The sequence below is a fragment of the Salinicoccus sp. HZC-1 genome (genome assembly GCF_046736035.1).
In the GTDB taxonomy this organism is placed as follows: Bacteria; Bacillota; Bacilli; order Staphylococcales; family Salinicoccaceae; genus Salinicoccus.
In genome coordinates this window covers 1,220,626-1,242,071 of the sequence record NZ_CP177130.1, presented here as the reverse complement: position 1 = coordinate 1,242,071, position 21,446 = coordinate 1,220,626, and the positions used below count along the sequence as shown (strand labels likewise).

General features: G+C 38.3%; 22 protein-coding genes, 1 other RNA gene and 2 pseudogenes. 12 read left to right on the top strand and 13 right to left on the bottom strand.

Translation table 11 applies throughout. From position 1 onward, the window contains the following. Positions 1-30: 30 nt before the first annotated feature. Positions 31-447, bottom strand: coding sequence for an RrF2 family transcriptional regulator (locus tag ACKRAT_RS06185; protein ID WP_411844223.1), 417 nt, complete (start codon positions 445-447; stop codon positions 31-33). An 81-nt stretch (positions 448-528) separates the two neighbouring features. Between ACKRAT_RS06185 and ACKRAT_RS06180 the strand changes: the two genes are divergently transcribed. Then, positions 529-1,797 (top strand): replication-associated recombination protein A, encoded by a 1,269-nt coding sequence (locus tag ACKRAT_RS06180; RefSeq protein WP_411844222.1) that lies wholly within the window; start codon positions 529-531, stop codon positions 1,795-1,797. Positions 1,798-1,883: 86 nt separating this feature from the next. On the opposite strand, the gene ssrS is transcribed toward ACKRAT_RS06180, so the two are convergent. Together ssrS and ACKRAT_RS06170 are read right to left on the bottom strand one after the other, a co-directional pair. Next, positions 1,884-2,075: non-coding RNA, 6S RNA (gene ssrS / locus ACKRAT_RS06175), on the bottom strand. 120 nt (positions 2,076-2,195) lie between these two features. After that, positions 2,196-2,537: a winged helix-turn-helix transcriptional regulator gene (locus ACKRAT_RS06170; RefSeq protein ID WP_411844221.1), complete on the bottom strand. Its 342-nt coding sequence runs from the start codon at positions 2,535-2,537 to the stop codon at positions 2,196-2,198. Between the two features lie 96 nt (positions 2,538-2,633). Here ACKRAT_RS06170 and hxlA point away from each other — a divergent pair, with 96 nt between their 5' ends. The 4 genes from hxlA to ACKRAT_RS06150 all read left to right on the top strand — a co-directional run bounded on the left by hxlA (position 2,634) and on the right by ACKRAT_RS06150 (position 6,478). Then, positions 2,634-3,266: a 3-hexulose-6-phosphate synthase gene (gene hxlA, locus ACKRAT_RS06165; RefSeq protein ID WP_411844220.1), complete on the top strand. Its 633-nt coding sequence runs from the start codon at positions 2,634-2,636 to the stop codon at positions 3,264-3,266. Positions 3,267-3,268: 2 nt separating this feature from the next. Beyond that, a complete protein-coding gene (hxlB, locus tag ACKRAT_RS06160; RefSeq protein WP_046790105.1) occupies positions 3,269-3,808 on the top strand; it encodes a 6-phospho-3-hexuloisomerase in 540 nt (179 codons plus the stop codon). A 199-nt stretch (positions 3,809-4,007) separates the two neighbouring features. Further along, positions 4,008-4,967 carry an ABC transporter ATP-binding protein gene (locus ACKRAT_RS06155; protein WP_411844219.1) on the top strand — a complete coding sequence of 320 codons (960 nt, stop codon included), beginning with the start codon at positions 4,008-4,010 and terminating at the stop codon, positions 4,965-4,967. Further along, entirely contained in the window at positions 4,964-6,478 is a 1,515-nt protein-coding gene (locus ACKRAT_RS06150) for an ABC transporter permease/substrate-binding protein (protein WP_411844218.1), read from the top strand. Before ACKRAT_RS06155 ends, ACKRAT_RS06150 begins: the two co-directional genes overlap by 4 nt. A gap of 123 nt (positions 6,479-6,601) precedes the next feature. On the opposite strand, the gene ACKRAT_RS06145 is transcribed toward ACKRAT_RS06150, so the two are convergent. Then, positions 6,602-7,054 (bottom strand): ASCH domain-containing protein, encoded by a 453-nt coding sequence (locus tag ACKRAT_RS06145; protein ID WP_411844217.1) that lies wholly within the window; start codon positions 7,052-7,054, stop codon positions 6,602-6,604. Between the two features lie 618 nt (positions 7,055-7,672). Continuing rightward, positions 7,673-8,167, bottom strand: a complete 495-nt coding sequence (locus tag ACKRAT_RS06140; protein ID WP_411844216.1) for an N-acetyltransferase family protein — start codon at positions 8,165-8,167, stop codon at positions 7,673-7,675. A 152-nt stretch (positions 8,168-8,319) separates the two neighbouring features. Between ACKRAT_RS06140 and ACKRAT_RS06135 the strand changes: the two genes are divergently transcribed. From ACKRAT_RS06135 to ACKRAT_RS06120, 4 genes and pseudogenes are all read left to right on the top strand, one after another. Further along, on the top strand, positions 8,320-9,240 hold the full coding sequence (locus tag ACKRAT_RS06135; protein ID WP_411844215.1) for an aminoglycoside phosphotransferase family protein: 921 nt from the start codon (positions 8,320-8,322) through the stop codon (positions 9,238-9,240). A 22-nt stretch (positions 9,241-9,262) separates the two neighbouring features. After that, positions 9,263-10,099: an alpha/beta fold hydrolase gene (locus tag ACKRAT_RS06130; RefSeq protein ID WP_411844214.1), complete on the top strand. Its 837-nt coding sequence runs from the start codon at positions 9,263-9,265 to the stop codon at positions 10,097-10,099. A gap of 83 nt (positions 10,100-10,182) precedes the next feature. Next, entirely contained in the window at positions 10,183-10,830 is a 648-nt protein-coding gene (locus ACKRAT_RS06125) for an HAD hydrolase-like protein (protein ID WP_411844213.1), read from the top strand. 188 nt (positions 10,831-11,018) lie between these two features. Beyond that, positions 11,019-11,998, top strand: a pseudogene (locus ACKRAT_RS06120) (ketoacyl-ACP synthase III). A gap of 683 nt (positions 11,999-12,681) precedes the next feature. Here ACKRAT_RS06120 and ACKRAT_RS06115 read toward each other — a convergent pair. Further along, positions 12,682-13,137: a GNAT family N-acetyltransferase gene (locus tag ACKRAT_RS06115; RefSeq protein ID WP_411844212.1), complete on the bottom strand. Its 456-nt coding sequence runs from the start codon at positions 13,135-13,137 to the stop codon at positions 12,682-12,684. A gap of 319 nt (positions 13,138-13,456) precedes the next feature. Between ACKRAT_RS06115 and ACKRAT_RS06110 the strand changes: the two genes are divergently transcribed. Continuing rightward, positions 13,457-13,888, top strand: coding sequence for an NUDIX hydrolase (locus ACKRAT_RS06110; protein WP_411844211.1), 432 nt, complete (start codon positions 13,457-13,459; stop codon positions 13,886-13,888). Positions 13,889-14,278: 390 nt separating this feature from the next. On the opposite strand, the pseudogene ACKRAT_RS06105 reads toward ACKRAT_RS06110, so the two are convergent. The 3 genes and pseudogenes from ACKRAT_RS06105 to ACKRAT_RS06095 form a co-directional block, all read right to left on the bottom strand. Next, positions 14,279-14,518 (bottom strand): annotated as a pseudogene (locus ACKRAT_RS06105) (site-specific integrase); the annotation flags it as partial. 80 nt (positions 14,519-14,598) lie between these two features. After that, entirely contained in the window at positions 14,599-15,795 is a 1,197-nt protein-coding gene (locus tag ACKRAT_RS06100; RefSeq protein ID WP_411844210.1) for a hypothetical protein, read from the bottom strand. Between the two features lie 247 nt (positions 15,796-16,042). Continuing rightward, complete coding sequence (locus ACKRAT_RS06095; protein WP_411844209.1) at positions 16,043-16,459, bottom strand: isochorismatase family cysteine hydrolase; 417 nt, start codon at positions 16,457-16,459, stop codon at positions 16,043-16,045. Positions 16,460-16,725: 266 nt separating this feature from the next. On the opposite strand from ACKRAT_RS06095, the gene ACKRAT_RS06090 reads away from it, so the two are divergent. Then, complete coding sequence (locus ACKRAT_RS06090; RefSeq protein ID WP_411844208.1) at positions 16,726-16,896, top strand: hypothetical protein; 171 nt, start codon at positions 16,726-16,728, stop codon at positions 16,894-16,896. Positions 16,897-16,987: 91 nt separating this feature from the next. Beyond that, complete coding sequence (locus ACKRAT_RS06085; RefSeq protein WP_411844207.1) at positions 16,988-18,001, top strand: NADP-dependent oxidoreductase; 1,014 nt, start codon at positions 16,988-16,990, stop codon at positions 17,999-18,001. Positions 18,002-18,069: 68 nt separating this feature from the next. Here ACKRAT_RS06085 and ACKRAT_RS06080 read toward each other — a convergent pair whose 3' ends face one another. From ACKRAT_RS06080 to ACKRAT_RS06065, 4 genes are all read right to left on the bottom strand, one after another. Then, entirely contained in the window at positions 18,070-18,942 is an 873-nt protein-coding gene (locus ACKRAT_RS06080) for a YitT family protein (protein ID WP_411844206.1), read from the bottom strand. Between the two features lie 264 nt (positions 18,943-19,206). Next, a complete protein-coding gene (locus tag ACKRAT_RS06075) occupies positions 19,207-20,085 on the bottom strand; it encodes a DMT family transporter (RefSeq protein WP_411844205.1) in 879 nt (292 codons plus the stop codon). Between the two features lie 54 nt (positions 20,086-20,139). Beyond that, entirely contained in the window at positions 20,140-20,571 is a 432-nt protein-coding gene (gene aac(6'), locus ACKRAT_RS06070; protein ID WP_411844204.1) for an aminoglycoside 6'-N-acetyltransferase, read from the bottom strand. A 17-nt stretch (positions 20,572-20,588) separates the two neighbouring features. Then, a complete protein-coding gene (locus ACKRAT_RS06065) occupies positions 20,589-21,425 on the bottom strand; it encodes a DUF2268 domain-containing putative Zn-dependent protease (RefSeq protein WP_411844203.1) in 837 nt (278 codons plus the stop codon). Positions 21,426-21,446 lie beyond the last annotated feature (21 nt).

Below are 21,446 nucleotides of genomic sequence, written 5' to 3'. Positions count from 1 at the left end.
GCACCTCGGGGAAGCCCGAAGGTGCATTTCTTAAATATAGAACATATAGTCGTCCACTTCGTCTTCCGAGTGATTCAGCAGGTCTTGCAGTGTCGTATGATCCAGAACATCGCGCAGCGCATCCCTGATTCTTCTCCAGAGATATCTCTCCGTCTCTGTATCCTTCTCATCGGTTTCAACCGCAACGATATTTTCTTCCAGCGTCCTGAATATCCTGCCTGCCATGATTTCATCCGGCGGCAAGTTCAATTCATACCCACCGTAAGCGCCTCGCGTACTTTTAATCAGATTTTCCTTTTTAAGGCTTGCAACAATCTGTTCAAGGTAAAGATCACTGATCCCCCGCTCTTCAGCAACAGATTTCACACTTCTTTTTTTCACTCCATAATCTTTGGCCAACGCCAGCATAAAATATAATCCATATCTTCCTCTTGTCGAGATTTTCATAAAGCACCCCATAATTTAAGTTCATGTTAATATATAGTGTAGTACTATTAATATAACATAATCAACAGAGCAGGTGAAAATATGTCAACACAGCCCCTCAGTTTCAGGATGCGTCCAAAATCCATAGATGAAGTGCTCGGCCAGAAACATCTTGTGGGTGACGGCGGCATCATCAGAAGGATGGTCCAGGCAAAACGCCTGTCCTCCATGATCCTTTACGGGCCACCCGGTATCGGCAAGACAAGTATCGCAAGTGCGATTGCAGGATCGACGAGCTATAAATTCAGAACCTTAAATGCCGTAACCAATACAAAAAAAGACATGCAGATTGTTGCAGACGAAGGAAAGATGAGCGGTTCCGTTATCATGTTACTCGATGAGATCCACAGGCTGGACAAGGCAAAACAGGATTTCCTCCTCCCACATCTGGAGAGTGGAAACATCGTCCTCATCGGGGCAACGACTTCCAATCCCTATCATGCCATCAATCCGGCCATAAGAAGCCGGTGTCAGATATTCGAGCTGAATTCACTCGGGGAAGAGGACATCCGCACTGCAGTCAGACGCGCAATCGAAGATGAAGAACGCGGACTCGGCGAGATGGATATTGAAATCGAAGATGATGCAATGGAACACTTCGTCCTCTCGAGTCATGGGGATGTCCGGACTGCCTTGAATGCACTGGAACTTGCTGCACTGAGTTCCGAAAAGGACGACAGCGGAAAAGTCACAATCACACTCGATGATGCAGAGGCGTGCATGCAGAAATCTGCTTTCCTTCATGACAAGGATGGAGACCAGCACTATGATGTCATGAGCGCATTCCAGAAATCCATCCGCGGCAGCGATGTTGATGCTGCCCTGCACTATCTTGGCAGGCTGATAGAAGCGGGGGATCTTGTCACCATAGCCAGAAGACTCCTTGTCATCAGCTATGAAGACATCGGACTCGCCAACCCCCAGCTCGCAAGCCGGACACTGGATGCCATCCAGTCCGCAGAAAGGCTCGGGTTCCCCGAAGCAAGAATACCATTATCACAGGCCGTCATAGAACTCGCCCTCTCACCAAAATCAAACAGTGCGATTAAAAGCATAGATGCCGCCCTGTCCGATATCAAAAAAGGGAAAATCGGGGCAGTGCCGAAGCATCTGCGTGATGGCCACTACTCGAGTGCGGAAAAACTTGGCAACGCCATCGGATATAAATATCCCCATAATTACCCGAACCATGTCATCAAGCAGCAGTATCTGCCAGATACGCTGACAAAAAGATCCTACTTCGAACCATCGGATGTATCCAAGTATGAAAAGCAGCTGAATGACATCTATTCAAAACTTAAAAATTTGTAGAATGAACGGGAGCATCTTATACAGATGCTCCTTATTAAATTAGGACAAAAAAATAAGCACCGGATGAAAATCATCCGATACTTATTGGAATATCCAAGCATAAGCCGTGTGCTATTGTTGATTATTTTGGCCTGCTATTTGCAGGTGGGTGCCCTGTTTCCTGCTCCAAACGTCCTGTCTGGCAGGCTTGTTTTTTGCAGGAAAACCAATTAGGCTCCCGTTAATAAAAGTGTTAGGTCAAAATATAATTCAACACATCACGTACTTCTCAGGTATTCCTATTACAAGTATAATACCACATAAATATGAAAAAGGAAACTGATTTGAATACGTTTTCCAAAAATTAATGCACTTTGCATATATCCAACGCCATTTTCGCAGTTTCCCCAACCTTTCCATCATGATTTTTCTATAAACTTTAAATACTCATCTCCCCAATCGCAAATAGCATAAACAACTTTATCAAGAGTGCGGCCCATATCTGTCAATTTATATTCCACCTTCGGCGGAACTACAGGATAGACTATTCTTTCTATAAGTCTGTCATTTTCCAATTCTCTTAACTGCCTTATTAACATCCGCTGATTTATATCGGGCAGTTTCTCTTCAAATTCATTCAATCTAAGGACGTCAGTCTGCAGCAGATGATATATTATTGCAATCTTCCATCTGCCCCCTACCACTGATAGTGCAAGATCTTTAGAAGTATGAAATTCTTTATTATTATACTCAATTAACATGACTTCCTCCTATATGACATATTTGTCAGTATTGTATCATTAAGTAGATAGTATCATAATGGTTATGTAAGAGATATAGAGAAGGAGTTTTAATATATGAAATTGCAGTTGGCTATCGATCTTTTGAACAAAGAAGAAGCAGTAAAATTGGCCCAAGAGGTAGAAGAGTTTGTGGATATCGTTGAAATCGGGACCCCGATTGTAATCAATGAAGGTTTACCCTCCGTTAAATTGATGAGGGAGTCTGTGAATAACGCGCAAGTTTTGGCAGACTTGAAAATTATGGATGCGGCGGGTTATGAAGTAAGCCAGGCAGTGGACTTTGGTGCAGACATCGTCACTATCCTGGGTGTTGCTGAAGATTCTTCCATCAAATCCGCTATAGAAGAAGCACATAAAAATGGAAAAGAATTGCTGGTCGATATGATTGCAGTTCAGAATCTGGAGAAACGTGCAATAGAATTAGATGAAATGGGGGCAGATTACATTGCAGTCCATACTGGATATGATTTACAGGCTGAAGGACAGTCCCCATTGGAAAGCCTGCGTACTGTTAAATCTGTAATCAAAAATTCAAAAGTTGCGGTTGCTGGCGGGATTAAACCTGAAACAATCAAATCGGTTGCGGATGAAAACCCTGATCTTATCATTGTTGGCGGAGGCATTGCCAATGCAGAAAATCCGCGTGAAGCAGCAAAATACTGCAGAGATGTCATCGACGGCAAGTAACGATGGATAATTACAAACTGATTATTAATGAGATAGAACAGACTTTAGGACAGGTGCCTGTTGAAAAAACTGAACGTCTCAAAGATATGTTATTAAATGATTCTGCGTTATTTATAGCTGCCAAGGGACGTTCCGGGCTTGTTGGCCAGGGTTTCGCCATGCGGTTGAATCAGCTGGGTCAAAAGGTCTATGTTGCAGGAGGCACGTTAACACCTTCAATACAGGAAAAAGATGTACTGCTGGTTATATCTGCCTCCGGTACTACAGAACATTTGCAATTACTGGCTAAAAAAGCAGACAGTGTTGGAGCAGAAATCGTTCTGATTACTACAACTGACGACGCTCCAATCAAGGATTTATCCAGCTTGAGCATTCAATTGCCAGCGGGAACGAAGTATGATGAAGCCGGCTCACAACAGCCTTTGGGCACTTTATTCGAACAAAGCTGCCAGATATTCTTAGACAGTATGGTTATGGATCTCAAGAAGAAACTAAATGTCACTGAAAAAACAATGCAGGACAATCATGCAAATCTAGAATAGTCTGCTTTCGTTTATAAGAACTCCGACCTTTTCCTCAAGGGTCGGAGTTCTTTTGTTTCACTTACATCTTAAAAATTAAAACGATGCTCCCAATAGAGCAAATATCATACTTAAAATATAGCAATTATACCTGAATAATTTTAATTGTATCCGGTTTTCTATATACTTTAATTATAAGTAAACTGATAGGAGCGAGAAGATGATCCAGTTTAAAAATGTGACAAAAAAGTATGGAGACAAAATTGCAGTAGACGATTTGAGTTTCGATATTAAAGAAGGTGAAATCTTTGTTTTGATCGGGCCGTCCGGATGCGGCAAAACAACGACACTGAAGATGATCAACCGGCTGATTCCACTGACCAGTGGCTATATCTACTTCAAGGAGAGGCCGATCAGTGAATATCCGGTTTATGAAATGCGCTGGGACATCGGATATGTCCTTCAACAGATTGCACTTTTCCCGCATATGAGCATCAAGGAAAACATTGGCCAGGTGCCCCTGATGAAGAAATGGACCGACTCCGATATTGATGACCGGATCGATGAATTACTGACAATGGTCGGAATGGAACCGGAGCAGTTCAAAAACAGAAAGCCGAAAGAACTTTCCGGCGGTCAGCAACAGCGTGTAGGTGTTGTACGGGCGCTTGCCGCAGATCCACCCGTCATCCTTATGGACGAACCATTCAGTGCGCTTGATCCAATCAGTCGCGAAAAACTGCAGGATGACCTCATAGAACTTCAAAAAACGATAAAGAAGACAATTGTTTTTGTAACACATGATATCCAGGAAGCTTTGAAACTGGGAGACCGGATCTGCCTGCTTAAAGAAGGCCACGCTGAACAGATTGGCACACCGGAAGCATTCCTTACAATGCCTGAAAATGATTTTGTAAAGGACTTTATCGGAGACCTGGATACACACAGAATGCAGCAGCTGACAATCGGTGACATCGCTGACAGCCATCCTGCCGGAAATAATACGGATTACCCTGACTATCCGATTGTGCCGGATGATACCCAGATCCAGGTCGCCTTCCAGTACCTCTCTGAACATGACGGCATCATTGTTAACGGTGAGGATGATAATAAAAAGATACTGAAAAGCCAGGATGTCTTCAGATACCTTGCTGACAGACAGGGAGGCGCCGAACGATGAATATATTTTTCGAGACGTTGAATGCAAGAAAAGGCGAACTGCTTACGACACTTATTGAACATATACAGCTTTCATTCATTGCATTGATCATTGCCGTACTTATCGGTGTACCGCTCGGTATACTGCTGACCAAGACGAGAAAGATATCTGAAATTGTCATAAACATAGCAGCTGTGATGCAGACGATTCCTTCCCTCGCACTGCTCGGCCTGATGATCCCCCTTTTTGGTATCGGTAAAGTGCCGGCGGTCATTGCTTTGATCGTCTATGCTCTGCTGCCGATATTAAGGAACACCTACACCGGCATTGTCGAAGTCGACGGCTCACTTGTCGAAGCAGCCAGAGGCATCGGCATGAAGACCATGCGCCGTCTTATGAAAGTGGAACTTCCGATCGCAATGCCAGTCATCATGGCCGGCATACGCACAGCAATGGTGCTCATCATCGGTACGGCAACGCTCGCTGCGTTAATCGGTGCCGGCGGCCTGGGAGATCTCATCCTGCTCGGTATAGACCGCAACAATACCTCCCTGATCATCATCGGGGCCATACCTGCAGCTCTCCTTGCAATCGTATTTGATATCATACTTAGAGTGATACAGAATCTTTCCTACAAAAAGATTGTCATCACACTGGGATCCATCCTTGTAGTGATGCTGCTGATTACAGTCGCTCCCCTGTTTTCTCAAAAAGAAGAGTCCATTACGATTGCAGGTAAGCTTGGAACCGAACCATCCATCATCACGAACATGTATAAAATATTGATTGAAGAGGAAACGGATTATACAGTACAAGTTGAAGACGGATTGGGAAAGACATCCTTCCTGTTCAACGCCTTACAATCAGATGACATCGACGGCTACCTGGAATTTACAGGAACAGTGCTTGGCGAACTGACGAAAGAAGCACCGGAATCAAAAGAAGAATCAGCAGTATATGAACAGGCAAAATCCAGCCTGGAAGAACAATTCGACATGACGATGCTTGAGCCTATGGAATTTAACAACACCTATACCCTTGCTGTAAAACGGGAATTTGCCGAAGAACATGATTTAGAAACGGTCAGTGACCTGAAGAAAATAGAAGGCCAGATCAATCCCGGCTTCACCCTTGAATTCAATGACCGTGAAGACGGATATCCAGCCATACAGGAAGCCTATAACCTGAACTTCGATAATGTGAGAACCATGGAACCGAAGCTGCGTTACCAGGCAATCAATAATGGAGATATAAACCTGATGGACGCGTATTCCACAGACGCAGACTTAAGAAGATATGATATGGTCATACTGGAAGATGATAAAAAAGTCTTCCCGCCATACCAGGGCGCTCCAATGTTCAAACAGTCATTTCTGGAAGAACATCCTGAGATCATCGAACCGCTTAATAAACTCGGCGGACAGATCAGTGATGAAGAGATGCAGGAAATGAATTATCAGGTCGCAGTGGAAAGCAGGGACCCTTATCAGGTTGCAGAAGAATATCTGATTGAAGCGGGACTGATAGAATAAAAAGTGGAATAACATAAACAGGACACCTGACCATAGTGCAGGTGTCCTATTTATGTGGAAAAAGGGATTCTGTACCATTTAATGAATATTGATACCATCCTTGAATACCATTTTATAAATTAATTATGGCTGCTTGTTTATGTCAATAATCTTAAAGCGTTCACAAACAAGCATCATATCTTCTGAAAACTCAAACCCAACGTTTTTCAACTCATCTCTGAAGAATTCCTCATGAACATCCCACCAATATCGATATGTCCTGTCCCCTTCTCCTTCAGCAGCAGCAAACTCCTCAGATACTTCGTTCATCGGTGTTAGTTTAACTTCAGTTGTTTTAATTATTGCTACTGGCTCATCCTTACTATTTAAAACGATACTGTAATCTTCGGTTGCCGGTAGAGATTCATTTTCCAATTCATAGAAAACATGCCCGGAACACGTTGCTGTTTTTATGCCGTTCACTACCAACTGACCCAGATAATCGGAATCATCTCCAAATTGCCAGGAGCTGACTGATCTTGGTTTATCTTTTCCCTTCCAATATTTATCCCAGTAGGCTTGTGCCTGATGATTCATTATTTACATCCTCCAAAAATTCAATTATTGTTTCAGAAAACTTGCTAGTTAGGTTGCTACTGTATCTGATAACACCTGTTTCCTCAGATTACTACAGAAACTGTTAACGATGCATACATGAACCTTTTTGATAAACAATATACTTTTTTGATGAGCAGAGAACCTCACAATTTTTTTCTAATTCGTCTTAAATCATAAAATGTTGATTTAAGTTCGATATATTTCCTGTTCAAAATATCAACTTTTTTAAATGTGCCGAAATTCAATAATCCTATTAACATAAGCTGTATAGTAACTATAGTAAATAATAAATCTTTTTCAATTATATTCATAATGTCCTCCCACATTCTAGATTAGAATACTCTCAAGATATATTTAAACTAAATTCCTTAATATACCTGGATTATTTAACATCTGATTCAAAGCCTCTTATAAGATGAGTTCTATTTCCATTAAGATTCCGTACACATCAAATGCTGTCTTTCATAAAATTACTTTCCTAGTTTCGTTGTTGCTTATCATAATGTATAAATAGACAACGTCTTCCTAACTTTGACCGATAATATGTTTCTGAATTTCCACACTACAATAAAAAATTATTATCGCATAAGTTTTTTATTATATAAGTTTATAAAGATAGTACTCATTGATTGGTTCCCCATCGATCATTAATGAATTGACCTTCTCCCCTTCCAATACAAATCCCATTTTTCTATACAGATTAAAGGCAGGTATATTGTCTTTGATCACTGTCAGCTCGAGACGAGATACACCTTCACTCTCGGCCCATTCAAATATTTTATTAAATAATGAAGTCGCAATTCCTTTCCCTCTGCAATTTCCATCCACACCCAATACTAAATATGCGGAATGTTTGTTTCTGGACAACTTTCCTCTAAAAGCTCCTATGTAGCCGGTAAGTATCCCTTCCGCTTCTGCCACTAAAAACTTCACTGATTCATCTTCTCTAAATAGATCAATCGATTTTTCCTGTTTTTCAACAGTACTCTCTCTTTCTCCCGGGTTATAAAGCATATATCCGGAGTCATCGATTTTCTTCTTCAATTTTAAAAATGCTTCAGCATCATTTACATCCAATTCTCTGATATTCATTTCTATCTCCCACTTTTTCACTTTTATCTAGTATTTATCTTTACCGGTTGTTATTTCGATAACCGTAACTCTTTGCTATACTACAATTATATCAGATAATATTTAGAAAATTCGTTCTAATGACAATTAATCAACCGGGAAAGGTACTTAATATGGATAAGAATATTTTATTAAATGATTTGAGCAAGTATCGTATTAAGAGCATTGAGCCTTTCAGTAAAGGCTGGTCGAGTGATAATAAATATATTGCACTGGATGATACAGGGATAAAATATCTCTTAAGGTTGTCACCCATAACCGCTAAAGACCGTGTTCTGACGCATGCTGAATTTTTAGAGCAATGCAGGAAGAATGACATTCCTACTCACAGCCTTACCGGCCATGGTAACTGTTTGAAGAATCAATACTATTTTCTGCTACTCGAATGGATAAATGGGAAGGACGCTGAAGAAAAGATTTCCAGTTTGAGCAAGGATGAGCAATATGAACTGGGTATACAGGCAGGTAAATTCCTGCAGAAAATTCATAATTTCGAGTTGGATATGCAGCCCAGGTCTTCGTGGCCGCACAGATATAACAAAAAGATCGACAATAAAATTGAAATGTATAAAAATTGTGAGCTGAAATATGATAAAGGCCATTTATTGCTGGAAACTGTGGAGAAATACAGAGGTATGCTCAAAGAGGTAGCCATCGTTCCCCACCATGGCGATTATCATGTCGGAAATATGCTGATAGACGCCAATAATCAACTTTATATTATTGATTTTGACCGTCATGACCATGGCGACCCATGGGAAGAATTCAATAGGATCACATGGTGTGTCGAAGTCAGTCATGAATTCGCAAGCGGGCAGATTAACGGTTATTTCAACAATGAAGTATCAAAAGATTTCTGGAAACTATTAATGCTCTATATCACAACCAATGCATTGTCCTCACTGTCCTGGGCCATTAAATTTGGAGAAAAAGAAATAAGGACCATGACAAATGGTACAGCAAAACTATTGGAAACTTATGATGACTTTAATAAAATCATACCTTCCTGGTATGTGGAGAGAACACACATATAAAAATGTATAAAGGGGCTTCGTTATGTTTGAACCTAAACTCATAGAAACAAAGAGAGGGAATTTTGAAGTATTTGAAAAAGGCTCGGGTGAACCATTGGCATTTACTCATCTATACAGCGAATTCAATGGATACGGAAACCTCATGTCACAAATTTTAGCAGAATACTACTCTGTGTATGTGATCAATCTCAGGGGAGCCGGACGTTCTGATGATCAAAAAGATGAGTTTACTTACAGTATGGATGACGCTGTCAGAGACATAGAAGCGATAAGAGAAGCATTAGGTATTAAAGAATGGGTGTTCTCAGGTCACTCCACCGGGGGCTTCCTTGCTTTAAAGTATGCTGTCATGTATCCGGACAGCCTTACTAAAATTATCGCAGGCGGTCTGTGTGCCTCCTATGAATATATGAGGCACCCGAAGAGCATATATTGCGATAAAAACCCCAACAATAAACGAATGAAAGAAATATTTTCGAGACTGCGCGAACCTGCTACAACAAAGGAAGAACGTGTTGAACTTTCGAAAGAATGGATCATGATGTCACTTTATAGAAAAGAAGCATACTATGATATGCTGAAGAAAAAAGAAAGCGGTAGAACGCTGATGAATAAAATAGACTATTTCACTTCAGAGCTGCCGGATTACGATATTAGAGAAGAATTAAAAGAAAGTCCTGTAAAAGCGTATATCTACAGTGGCAGACATGATACTCAATGCCCGCATATATTCAATAAGGAAGCGGCGGAGTTGATGCCAAATGGTTCACTAACTACCTTCGAAAACAGCAATCACAATCCAGATAGTGAAGAAGAACAAAAATTTATAGAATTTATCGAAACCACAGCATCGTATTAATTGTGTAATCTTAAGTTGTAAATCGATATCTTTCTTAACTTATAATGAGGAAGACATAATAACCTAAATTGGAGACAATAATAATGAGCAAAGCAGTAATATTTGATATGGATGGCACTTTATTTCAAACAGAAATAATTTTAGAGTACTCATTAAGAAATACATTGAATAAACTGAACGAACAAAAGATAACCTATATAGATAACCCGGTTGAAAAATATAATGAAATAATGGGCGTGCCTCTAATTGAGGTATGGAGAAACTTATTACATACACCTACAGAAGAAAACTCTGCTCTAGCTAATAACATCTTTCAAAAATCTTTAATAGATTCAATTACTTCTGGTAAAAGTAAACTCTACGACTGTGTAGAGGATGCATTATCGGATATTAAAAATAAAGGATACGATATTTTTGTCGCAAGCAATGGTGATGACGAATACTTAAAAGCCATATATGATTATTATGGTCTGGACAAATATATTAAGGGCGTGTATAGCATCAACATGATAAATAGTGGCAGTAAATCTGATTTAGTAAGGCAGATTATTTCTAAAGAAAATATCAAGCCCAAGTATATGATAGGTGATAGACTTTCTGATTTTATGGCTGGTATAGATAATGATATTGAAACGATTGGCTGCAGGTTCTATTTTTCTAAAAAGTATGAGTTAAAACAGGCCAGCTATACTGTTAATTCTTTAGCAGAGCTTAAAAAAATCATTAAATAATAGACTTTTAATTGTAATCCACATATATCCAATTTTAAATTTCCCTTCATATCAAAGTTTTTATTGATATGGAGGGCTTTTCAGTAAAAATCAAGAATTCCTAATCAAGCCAAGTTAAATTAGTACCTAGTATTAATATTAAGTGCTAAAATAGAGATGTACTTAAATTAAAAAGGTAGGTATCTTTTATGATTTCTAAAGCCCGAATTTCTGCTATAGGCTCTTATGTTCCTGAAAAAATACTGACTAATTATGATTTAGAAAAATTAGTTGAAACAGATGATGAGTGGATTGTTCAGCGCACTGGTATTAAAGAAAGAAGAATTGCACACAATGAAGAATTTACGAGTGATATAAGTTACAAGGCTGTAAAGAATTTAGCAGAACGATATGATAAATCATTAAAAGATATAGATATGGTCATCGTCTGCACACTAACTCCTGATTTCAAAACTCCTAGTGTCGCTTCTCTAGTCCAGGCAAAATTAGGACTCAAGAATGCCGGAGCGATTGATTTAAACGCTGCATGTGCAGGATTTACTTACGGATTGCATATAGCAAACGGCTTAATTTCTTCTGGTTTGCATAATAAAATTCTTGTTATTGGGGCAGAAACACTTTCAAAAATCACAGATTATGAAGATCGGGCTACATGTATTTTATTCGGAGACGGGGCCGGAGCAATGCTAGTAGAACACGATGAAAAACAACCGAGTTTTATATCTTCTCATTTAGGCTCTGAAGGAGAAAAAGCGAAAAGTTTATACTGTTCAAATATATCAAGCACTATGTTTGAAGAAGAATTGAATAATAGCGGTAAAATAGTTCAACAGGGTCGCGAAGTATACAAATGGGCAGTCACTACTGTTCCAAAAGGAGTACAACGTGTTGCAGAAAATGCTTCAATTACTTTAAGAGATGTTGACTGGTTTGTTCCCCACAGTGCAAATTTAAAAATGATTGAATCGATTTGTAAAAAGACTGATTTTCGCTGGAAAAAACATTAAATAGTTTGATAGATTATGGAAACACTTCATCAGCAACCATCCCTTTATCAATAGACAAAGCTATTGCTGAAGGAAAAATCAATAATAGTAATAAAATATTGTTATACGGATTCGGCGGCGGCTTGTCATATGCAGGCTTGCTTATTAAGTGGAATTTGTAAATCAACTTATCTAATTTAATATAATGATATATAAAATTATACTTACAATTATTTTGAAATTAATGGTTCATCTATAATTCATTTTAAAAGTTAATAGTACAGGATTATAGATGAGTTATTAAGAGAACTGTTTTGCCAAGTGTATAATACTTCACAATCCCTAACAAAATATTAGTGTTATTGAAAATAATTATTACAATGCCTGCTCAAAAAAAGTCAATGTTTTCATCCTTCTTTTATCGTCATCATATTACACAGTCGCCTTATTCAGTTATTACTCAACTGCATTTACCTTTACCGCCCCATTATTTTTTAACTGTAATTCTTTGCTATACTACATGGAACAAATTATAATATGAAGAAAAATTTAATGATTGGGCAGAGATAACAGATAAACAATCAAGAAAAATGATAGCAAAGTGGAAGATAAAATTTGCGGCTCCTTCTTATGCTAATTTCGAAATTTTTGAGGAAAGCTTTAAAAAACATCAACTATTACTATTAGGAGTCTTTCATACATATTTCTATGGAGAATAAAATCAAATGAAAAAAACAAGAATAAACGGATTAATGCACAGCAAGATAAGCATAATATTATCTTTGGTGAAAGGAGACTATAAAATGAAAATGCAGGGAGCAAAATCATTACAGTATTGCGCTTTTTAAACAATATATTCTATACATTAAACTGAAGTACTAAAAATTAGTTGTTTGCCTATCTTACCTTTTTTTATTTTACCAGTATCAATGAATCCCACTCTCTTATACAACTTTTGCGCTGGAATATTTTTGTGATTAACTGTTAAGACAATCTCATTGTATTCTGGAAACTCCCGATTAACAAAATCTTTTAAAAGATACATCCCCTGTTTTGCAAATCCCCTTCCTTGTTGTGAGTGGTCTATCGTTAGAGCAGTTAATAAAAAGACAGTCGGATTATTTGTACACTTCTTGACCCTGTCAGTTGAATTTAATAGGAAAAAACTAACTGGTTCCCCATTACTTAAAATTACAATTGGGTACTGTCCATCCGTTAATTCTCCTAATATCTTTGCTGGAAAGGCTGTATATTGTGCCTTTTCTGCAGGCAAATTAAATTTTATTAACGGTATCAGAAATTTTGATTGATACCTCTGCAACTTTACTGTCTGTTTTATTAATTCATAAGAATAAACCTCTTTTATTAAAAGTCAAGAGATAACATATTTCTCTTGATACATCAGCATCCTTCATATAATATGCAACATTATATGAGCTATATTAATTGAACAACAGGAGATCGTCATTGACGATCTCTTTTATGTCGTATTAGGCCATAACATGTAGTAGAAACATCTAGTACGCAGCACTTTTTTGATGCCTACTAAATGAGTAAATATGGTACTATGGTATTGATAGCTCTTCAACAAATGGGCCATTTTATGGAGAAAGCTTTACACAAAAAAGGGGGAAATAACTTTGGGACAGAAAACATCACAGATTTACACACCTTCTAAACATTTTGTTTCTGCAGCAACTATTGTACTTAACGACCAAAAAGAAATTTTGCTAATTAAAGGTCCTATGAGAGGTTGGGAAATGCCTGGGGGAATAGTTGAGGAAGGCGAGTCATTGAAGGACGCTGCAATAAGGGAGACTAAAGAGGAGTCAGGTATTGATATTGAAGTTCTTAAATTCTGTGGGGTGTTCCAAAATGTGAATAAATCAATTTGTAATACTCTCTTTTTAGCAAAGCCAATTGGAGGCGAGTTTACAACTTCCTCAGAGAGTTTAGAAGTAGGCTTTTTCCCTATCAAGCAGGCTTTGCAAATGATAACTATTGATAATTTTAGACAAAGAATAGAGTACTGTCTTGATAGCAGCAAACAACCATTTTATGTAGAATTTTAATTTCTGCGTAAGTTATAGAGAAGTTTATAATAAAAGTAAATGCTGCAATCGGGTGCGATTGTAGAACAAGATAGTTAAAATAGCCTCGTTAAAAATAATTTAACGAGGCTATTTTCCAACTCATTAATCACCTAATTGAACCGCTCAAATTGATTAGTTACCCATCTCTCTTGATTTTCCGCAACTTATTTTTCAACCGCTATTAATCTATTCACAATTCCTTTTTCGAAAGCTGCATATACCTCTTTTGGGCGATGTTTACATCACGTTCAGACGAAATCCTTCTTAAAGATGCTTCGTCGAATGTAGAGGGTGTTACAGGCTTTTTACGCTTGTTGTTTACTTTATAGGTTCTGCTGTGCTTTTGATAATAAGAATGCAATTCCTCATAATGATATCATGTAATTTACTTATTGATTCAGAAATTTGTGATGTGGTTGATGTGGTTGATGTGGTTGATGCGGAGTAATAAACTGTTATATTCAAATCACTCTGATGTAACAGCTTTGCGACAATATCAATATTCATATTTTGTCGTTGGACTGCTTCTGTTGCAAAAGCATGGCGTAAAAGGTGTGTCTTGGTTGTTACAGGCTTACCGCTTTGTGTTTCAAAAATCAATCCATGTAACCTTCATTTCCTTTATAAAGAGGACATAATATTAAGCTCCTATATTTAACCATTAATAACGGTCGGAAGATAAAATAATACTATTCAACAGAACTATTACTCAACTCTTGAAAGTTATAAATTTTAAAACCTTGTGGTGTGTTAACGATTGAATATTTCACTTCTGTGATGCTTCTCCCGCTCGAAGTTGCATGTGAATATTCCCTGCTTACTGTCACTTCATAAGCACTTCCTCCTGCTGGAGTGATATTATTGATGTTTAGCTCATAAGTTTCATGATTACGGTAATTCCCGGAAGCTTTGTTTGATGATATTTTTTCATAGTTTGGTGAACCTTCATTACTATACCCCAGTACTTTTTCATCTCCATTATTGAAATATTCCATTAAAGCATCGATATATCCATTTATAAATATAGTAATCCTTTCCTCTTCTTCAGTGTCTATATTTTCTGATTCTCCGGGCTTTTGTGCTGTAGCCTCATCAGCATCATCCGGCACCTCGTCTACAGTCATTAGATCCACTATTTTTTCGTCTGATTCATTATCGTGTAAAGCAAATACACCTTTGACTGTGGAGGTTTCTTTGTCCTCGATTACATACTCCATGCGTTGCACACCACCGACTGGTCCCCCTTCGGTTTCATAAACATCAACATCAGGTTCTCCCAATGCCTCTACCACTTCGTTATATGGCAAGCCAGCATAGAATAAAACATCTTCAACATTGTTTTCATCGGGGTTTGTATTTTCATCACCTGGGTCTTTACTTGGAATGAAAGGGCGTGAGTCTGAATAAATTACCCCTAGATTTCCATAGATAACTGCGGGAACCCCTCCACCTGGATAAATTAGATCATAAGTACCATATCGTTCCTCTACTTCTGTCCGGGACATCCCTTGTGTAATGACATCTTGCGAAAATGTTAAATTTTCTCCCTCAACACTGCTTGAGGAAAACAACGCTTGTTGAACCTCATCGGAATGAATATCAAACGAAGTGGCGTTTTGGCCACTCATGTTATCATTGGATTCATTCGTAGACTTTTTTCCCTCTTCTTCATTTTTACTATTCTTATTTTCCTCAGTGGATTCCTCCGATGATTCATTTGTATCAGGCTGCTCATTGCTGGTTGTTTCCTCTGAAATTTCGTTATTAGTATTTTCTTCTGTGGATTCTACTGATGATCCATTTGTGTTGTCTTCTTCTGAAGTTTCATTAGCTTGACAACTTGATAAAATAAATAATGATATGATTGAAAAGAAAATAAACTTCACCAAATACCTCCTTGTATTAAAGGATCCATTTTTTAAGTACTTTTAACAGTTTTCCCTCAAAGTACAAATATCGGTCATTAATACAAAATTTAATGACTTCAACCAGGCCCCCTGTTCACTTCAAAAATCTAATAATAATTTTGAGTATACAGTTTAAATCTCTAATCATATGTTTTCTACTTTGCTCGGCAAAAACTTCTGGAAATCATTTATTATCTGACCCAATTTTTCAGGCTGGCTACATAATTTATAATTTAAGATTTGAAAACTTACTTTCCTCCAAATATTGATTTTCAATCACGCCTGACCAATCGATTACACTTCCCGTAAAATCCACAATATCAAGCCCTTCCATTTCATACGTATTTTCATCATTTACTGTGCCACACAAGTCTTCTATTACAACAACTTCATAACCTCTGTCTGCAGCAGCTACTGACGTAAACAGGACACAGAACTCCATATTGAAACCAGTTATGTATAGTTTATCTGTTTTATTATCTTCCAGGTACTGTTGTAGTCCTGTTCCTTTGAAGGCTATCGGATATGCTTTTTCGATGACTGCACTTGCTGCTTCAATAAGCTCAAAAGGTATCTCTGACTTTGACGTACCATATTCGATCAGACTCCCCTCGGTCTTATCAATATGCTTAAAAACAATCACTTATTCCCCTCGTCATTAAAATGCTTCGCAAGAGCTGTAATCTTTGAAACAATTTCGTCGTTACCTTCAATAAATCCATTTTGAATATCTAAAACCATTAAAGCTTCCATCTTAATTTCCCCTTTATTGCTTTCTATTTAAATGCAGCTAATTTAATAGTATCATAAAATTACTGAATATTTAGACAAAATAATTCGCAACCTTTTACTACTCTATTAAACAATTTATTAAGATTTAAAAATGAAAAAAGCAAAGAGGAGATTGATATGCTTGGAATATTTAAGCTATTACTAACGATAACAATTTTTACAGCGGTGTTATTGTTTATTAATAAATCCGCTTTATTTACTGAGGGTAACCATGAAACCAGAGAAACAACCGCAAGTATTTTCTTAAAACAGTTGATTGGTTTAGAAATGATAGTACTTATTATTTAAATTTCCTTAATGCTGTTGGGAATTTAAAATCTTCTTCAACGGGTATTAGTATGGAAGAACGATTTTATTTATTACACTGAGGAGGATTATTTTGAAAAATGAACAGATAGTTTTGGCCAAACGTCCGGAAGGACTTCCTGGCGATGAAGTATTCAGATATGAAGATGTTGAAGTTAAGAAACCGGATAATGATGAAATATTAATTGAAAGTGTTTATATATCCGTTGATCCTTATATGCGCGGAAGGATGAATGACACGAAATCTTATGCAAAACCTTTTGAACTTGATGCTCCATTTGAAGGACATATTGTCGGTAAGGTGGTTGAATCAAATCATGCAGATTTTGCAGAAGGAGATGTGGTGACAGGCGGTCTACCTTGGAAGAAATTCAATACTGTATCAAGTGATGCTGTGAATAAAGTTCCATCGACTGAGGTACCACTTCATCTATACTTGAGTACACTTGGTATGCCTGGACATACGGCATATGGCGGTCTATTACAAATCGGTAAACCTGAGAAAGGTGAAACTGTAGTTGTTTCTGCAGCATCGGGTGCTGTCGGGTCTGTAGTTGGACAGATCGCGAAAATCAAAGGTGCAAGAGTTGTGGGAATTGCCGGTGGACCTGAAAAGGTGAATTACCTTACCGACACTTTAGATTTTGATGAAGGCATCGACTACAAAGCGGATGACTTTGCGGAACAACTGGAAAAAGCTGTACCTGATGGCATCGATGTATACTTTGAAAATGTTGGCGGACCGATATCAGACGAAGTGTTCAACCATCTGAATACATTCGCAAGAGTTCCGGTATGCGGAGCGATATCATCCTACAACAGTAAAGAAGACAACGGTCCCCGTGTGCAGCAGAAATTGGTTAAATCGCAAGCATTGATGCAGGGCTTTCTTGTCGCTCAATTTAAAGATGACTTCAAAAATGCCAGTGAGCAATTAGCCCAGTGGGTCCAGGAAGGAAAGATCAAATCTGAAGTAACGATTGCTGAAGGATTCGATCAATTACCAAATGCATTCAGAAATCTGTTTACCGGAGATAATTTCGGCAAACAGGTAGTCAAAGTTTCGGATTCACTGGACCAAAAGTAATATAACAAAAAACAAGCCTGATGGAGATTAGCATTTAATCTTCATCAGGCTTGTTTTATCTGTAAAAATTACTTTCGTTGTAAGTCCTGCTTAGTGAAAGTTCCTTTTTTGACATCCGATACGTCATATACTGCGATGAATGCATGTGGATCTATTGTCGTTATAATTTCCTTAAGTTTCTGCTCTTCAAGTCGATTGATTACACACGTAATCTGAGTGAAAGCAATGTCTGTGTATCCACCGTGTATTTCATTATAAGTACACGTACGCCCCAATTCATCTTTAATCTCTTCTATGATGGACTGAGGACTCGTAGTAATAATAACAAATGTTTTCGAACCGCTAAGCCCCTCCTCTATAAGATGTATGACTTTGGACGCAATGAAATAGGCAATTGCGGAGAGTATCGCGCCTTCAAAACCGAAAACTGTAGAAACCAATACGAAAACGAAGATGTTCAGAAATAGAATAAAGTCGCTGGTACCGAACGGAAGCTTTCTGGATAACAGGACTGCGAACATATCGATGCCATCCAGCGCACCGCCGTTGCGGAGTGCCAGTCCCATACCAGTGCCGATAATCACACCACCGACGATTGTGACAAGCAGAGAATCCCCTTCGATGATGGTTGGAATATGATGCATGATAGATGTGAAAAACGCAAGAGAGAGTATACCGGTAATAGAAAGGACTGCAAACTTAATTCCAATCTGTCTATATCCCAGCCAGATGAAGGGAATGTTTAGTACAGCAATCAGAACACCCAGCTTTATATCAAATAGATTTGAACCGACAATGCTGACACCGGTGATGCCTCCATCAGATACCCTGTTTGGTATAAGGACAGATTCCAGACCATATGCTGTGATAAACGCACCAAGAATCATCATAATGATACGGCCGATGAAGACTAATGTCCGGGTAAATTTAGAATTATTCATAAGGTGAAACTTCCTTTTATTTAATATATATAACTGTACCATTTCATATGAAAACATCACAAAGACATCCACTTGAAGTAATAGAGTATATTAAAACAAGATAAAAAAGGCAGCACAAATTGCTGCTTATGAACCGGTGATGCAATAATTACCATGGACGCAGAATAATCATTATTAAATCACACTTTTCATTTGTGGCTTAGCCAGCTTAATTTTTTATGATAAGCCGGTATCTCAATTAAAATTCCATATACGCCATTTTATTTAAGGATACAGCACCCTCTTTTGGTGCTGTCCCACAAGAAAGAAGAATACACCTAATAGCACAATCAGTCCGCCTATAATCTGAAGTAAACTCAGCGTTTCTGAAAGTATCAAGAATGCGAGTATTGTTGCTCCTACTGGTTCGAGCAGCATACACATTGAAATCGCTGTTGTGCTTAATTCGTTCAATAAGTAGTTAAATATGACATGTGCAATTGTCGGGAAAATAGCGAGTAATATGAACAATATCCACTCTTTTGGCGGATATCCCGTTAAATCGGTTTGAGTGATCAAGTTATATACTAATAGAAACAATCCAGCAATACTGAAGACAACAAAACTGTAGACCCAATGTTTAAGTTTGCTGACTGCTTTCTGACCGATCATAAAATAACACACAACCACAACGACACTGAGAAATGACAAAACATTGCCTGTAAATGCACTTAAATTTGTGAAACTGAAATCACCCCAGCTGATGATGACCACGCCTAAAAATGAGACGAATACTGAAATAGCGATTCTTATACTTACTCTTTCTCTATATATCAGGTAAGCTGCGACCATTGCGACTATCGGCTGCAGTGCAAGGATAACTGTCGAACTTGCAACGGATGTCAGTTGCAGTGATCCAAACCAGAAGCCGAAATGCATGGCCAGAAATAATCCGGCAATTGTCAGGGAAACCCATTCTATCCATGATAATTTCGAGAATTCACTTCTGTATCTATAGACAATGGGAAGCAGCAAAATACTGGCAAACAGCATTCTATACATACTTATGATACTCGCTGAAGCTTCAGACAGCTTTACAAAAATCGCTGCAAATGCAATGCAGATTACAGCGATTACCAATAAACCGAGTACCGATTTTTTCATTAAGCATTCAGCTCCATTCCCACTTGGTCATTATTCGCATGTATTCGAAAATGATTATAAAGTTTTTCTCAAGCAGATGATCCGGTTCATTTCTTCGAAATCGTTCTTCAGATGAAATTCCAGACTGCTCGTATTATCCAATTCACAGTCACTGGCAAATTCAGTACAGCCGTGGTCTTTTGCCCACTGCTCACATTCTTTGATAAGTTCAGTACCAATATTCTGATTCCTGTGTTCTTCCCTCACAAAGATACCTTCAAGATATCCGACCGGTGAGGAATTTGTACCTTCGACGTAATCATATCTTAATTGACAATGGGCAAATGCAACCGGTTTATCCTCAATCATTTTCATGAAATAGGCACTGTCACTCTTTTTGATATCCTTTTCTATTTCAGATTTTAAGATGTCGTAATCTTCGTCCCACAGAATGGATGTGAGTTCTGTCATGTCTGATATGTAATCCGTTGTTGCATGAATTATCATCTTTTCTCCACCTTCTATCAATTATAGAGGCTCTCGCACGCCTTCTGCACATATTGAGGTATCTGTTCCTCAGGCACTTTAGCCATTTCTTCATATGAAACACCTTTTTCAGAAAGTGATTGAACCACTTTCCATCCAACGTAATATCCTTCCCTTTCAAGTCCTGTATTTCCACTTCCGAATGTAAATTTCATGACTGATTCTGAACTGGAATCATTGATATATGGAATGATTCCGTTTATAATTTCCTGCTTTTTGGATCTGCAAGCATCCAGCCATCCCGCTGTATATTCAATATATGCCTCATCTTCGCAGTCCTTTACAAAATGTCTACTCACTCTTGTCGCCAGACCTTCCTCCATTATCAGAGCACCGACCGGCCGTTCCCAGCTTAAATTGAGACCGGCTGTTTTATGATGGACGATATGAGTAAGCTCATGATATAGAACAATATCACTTAGTTCACTCTCAATAGGCAGGCATAGAGCTGATCTATTATCATATGGTGCGATAAAATAATTGCCTTCAAAAGAACCCACAAAATATATAATGACTAAATCAATCGCTTCTTCACATCCCAGCAATTGTTTGACTTGAGAAAGATGCTTCTCAATCACATCCTTTTCGGGTTTCCATTCTTTGATAAAATCAATTTCCCTGGCATATCTGTGCCAAGAGTCAGCCAGCATCGAGCGGGCGATTTTCTCTCCTTCTCCTCCAGGCGGTACTGCAGCAAAATTATATTTATCTTTCCAGAGTTCAAAACGCTTCTCTTCACTCATGCTCCTGCTACTGGCTTCCTCAAAGAAATCAACGAACTGTGGCACCAGATTTTTAATTTCTATATTATCCATCTGTATCCTCCTCGCGTCTCT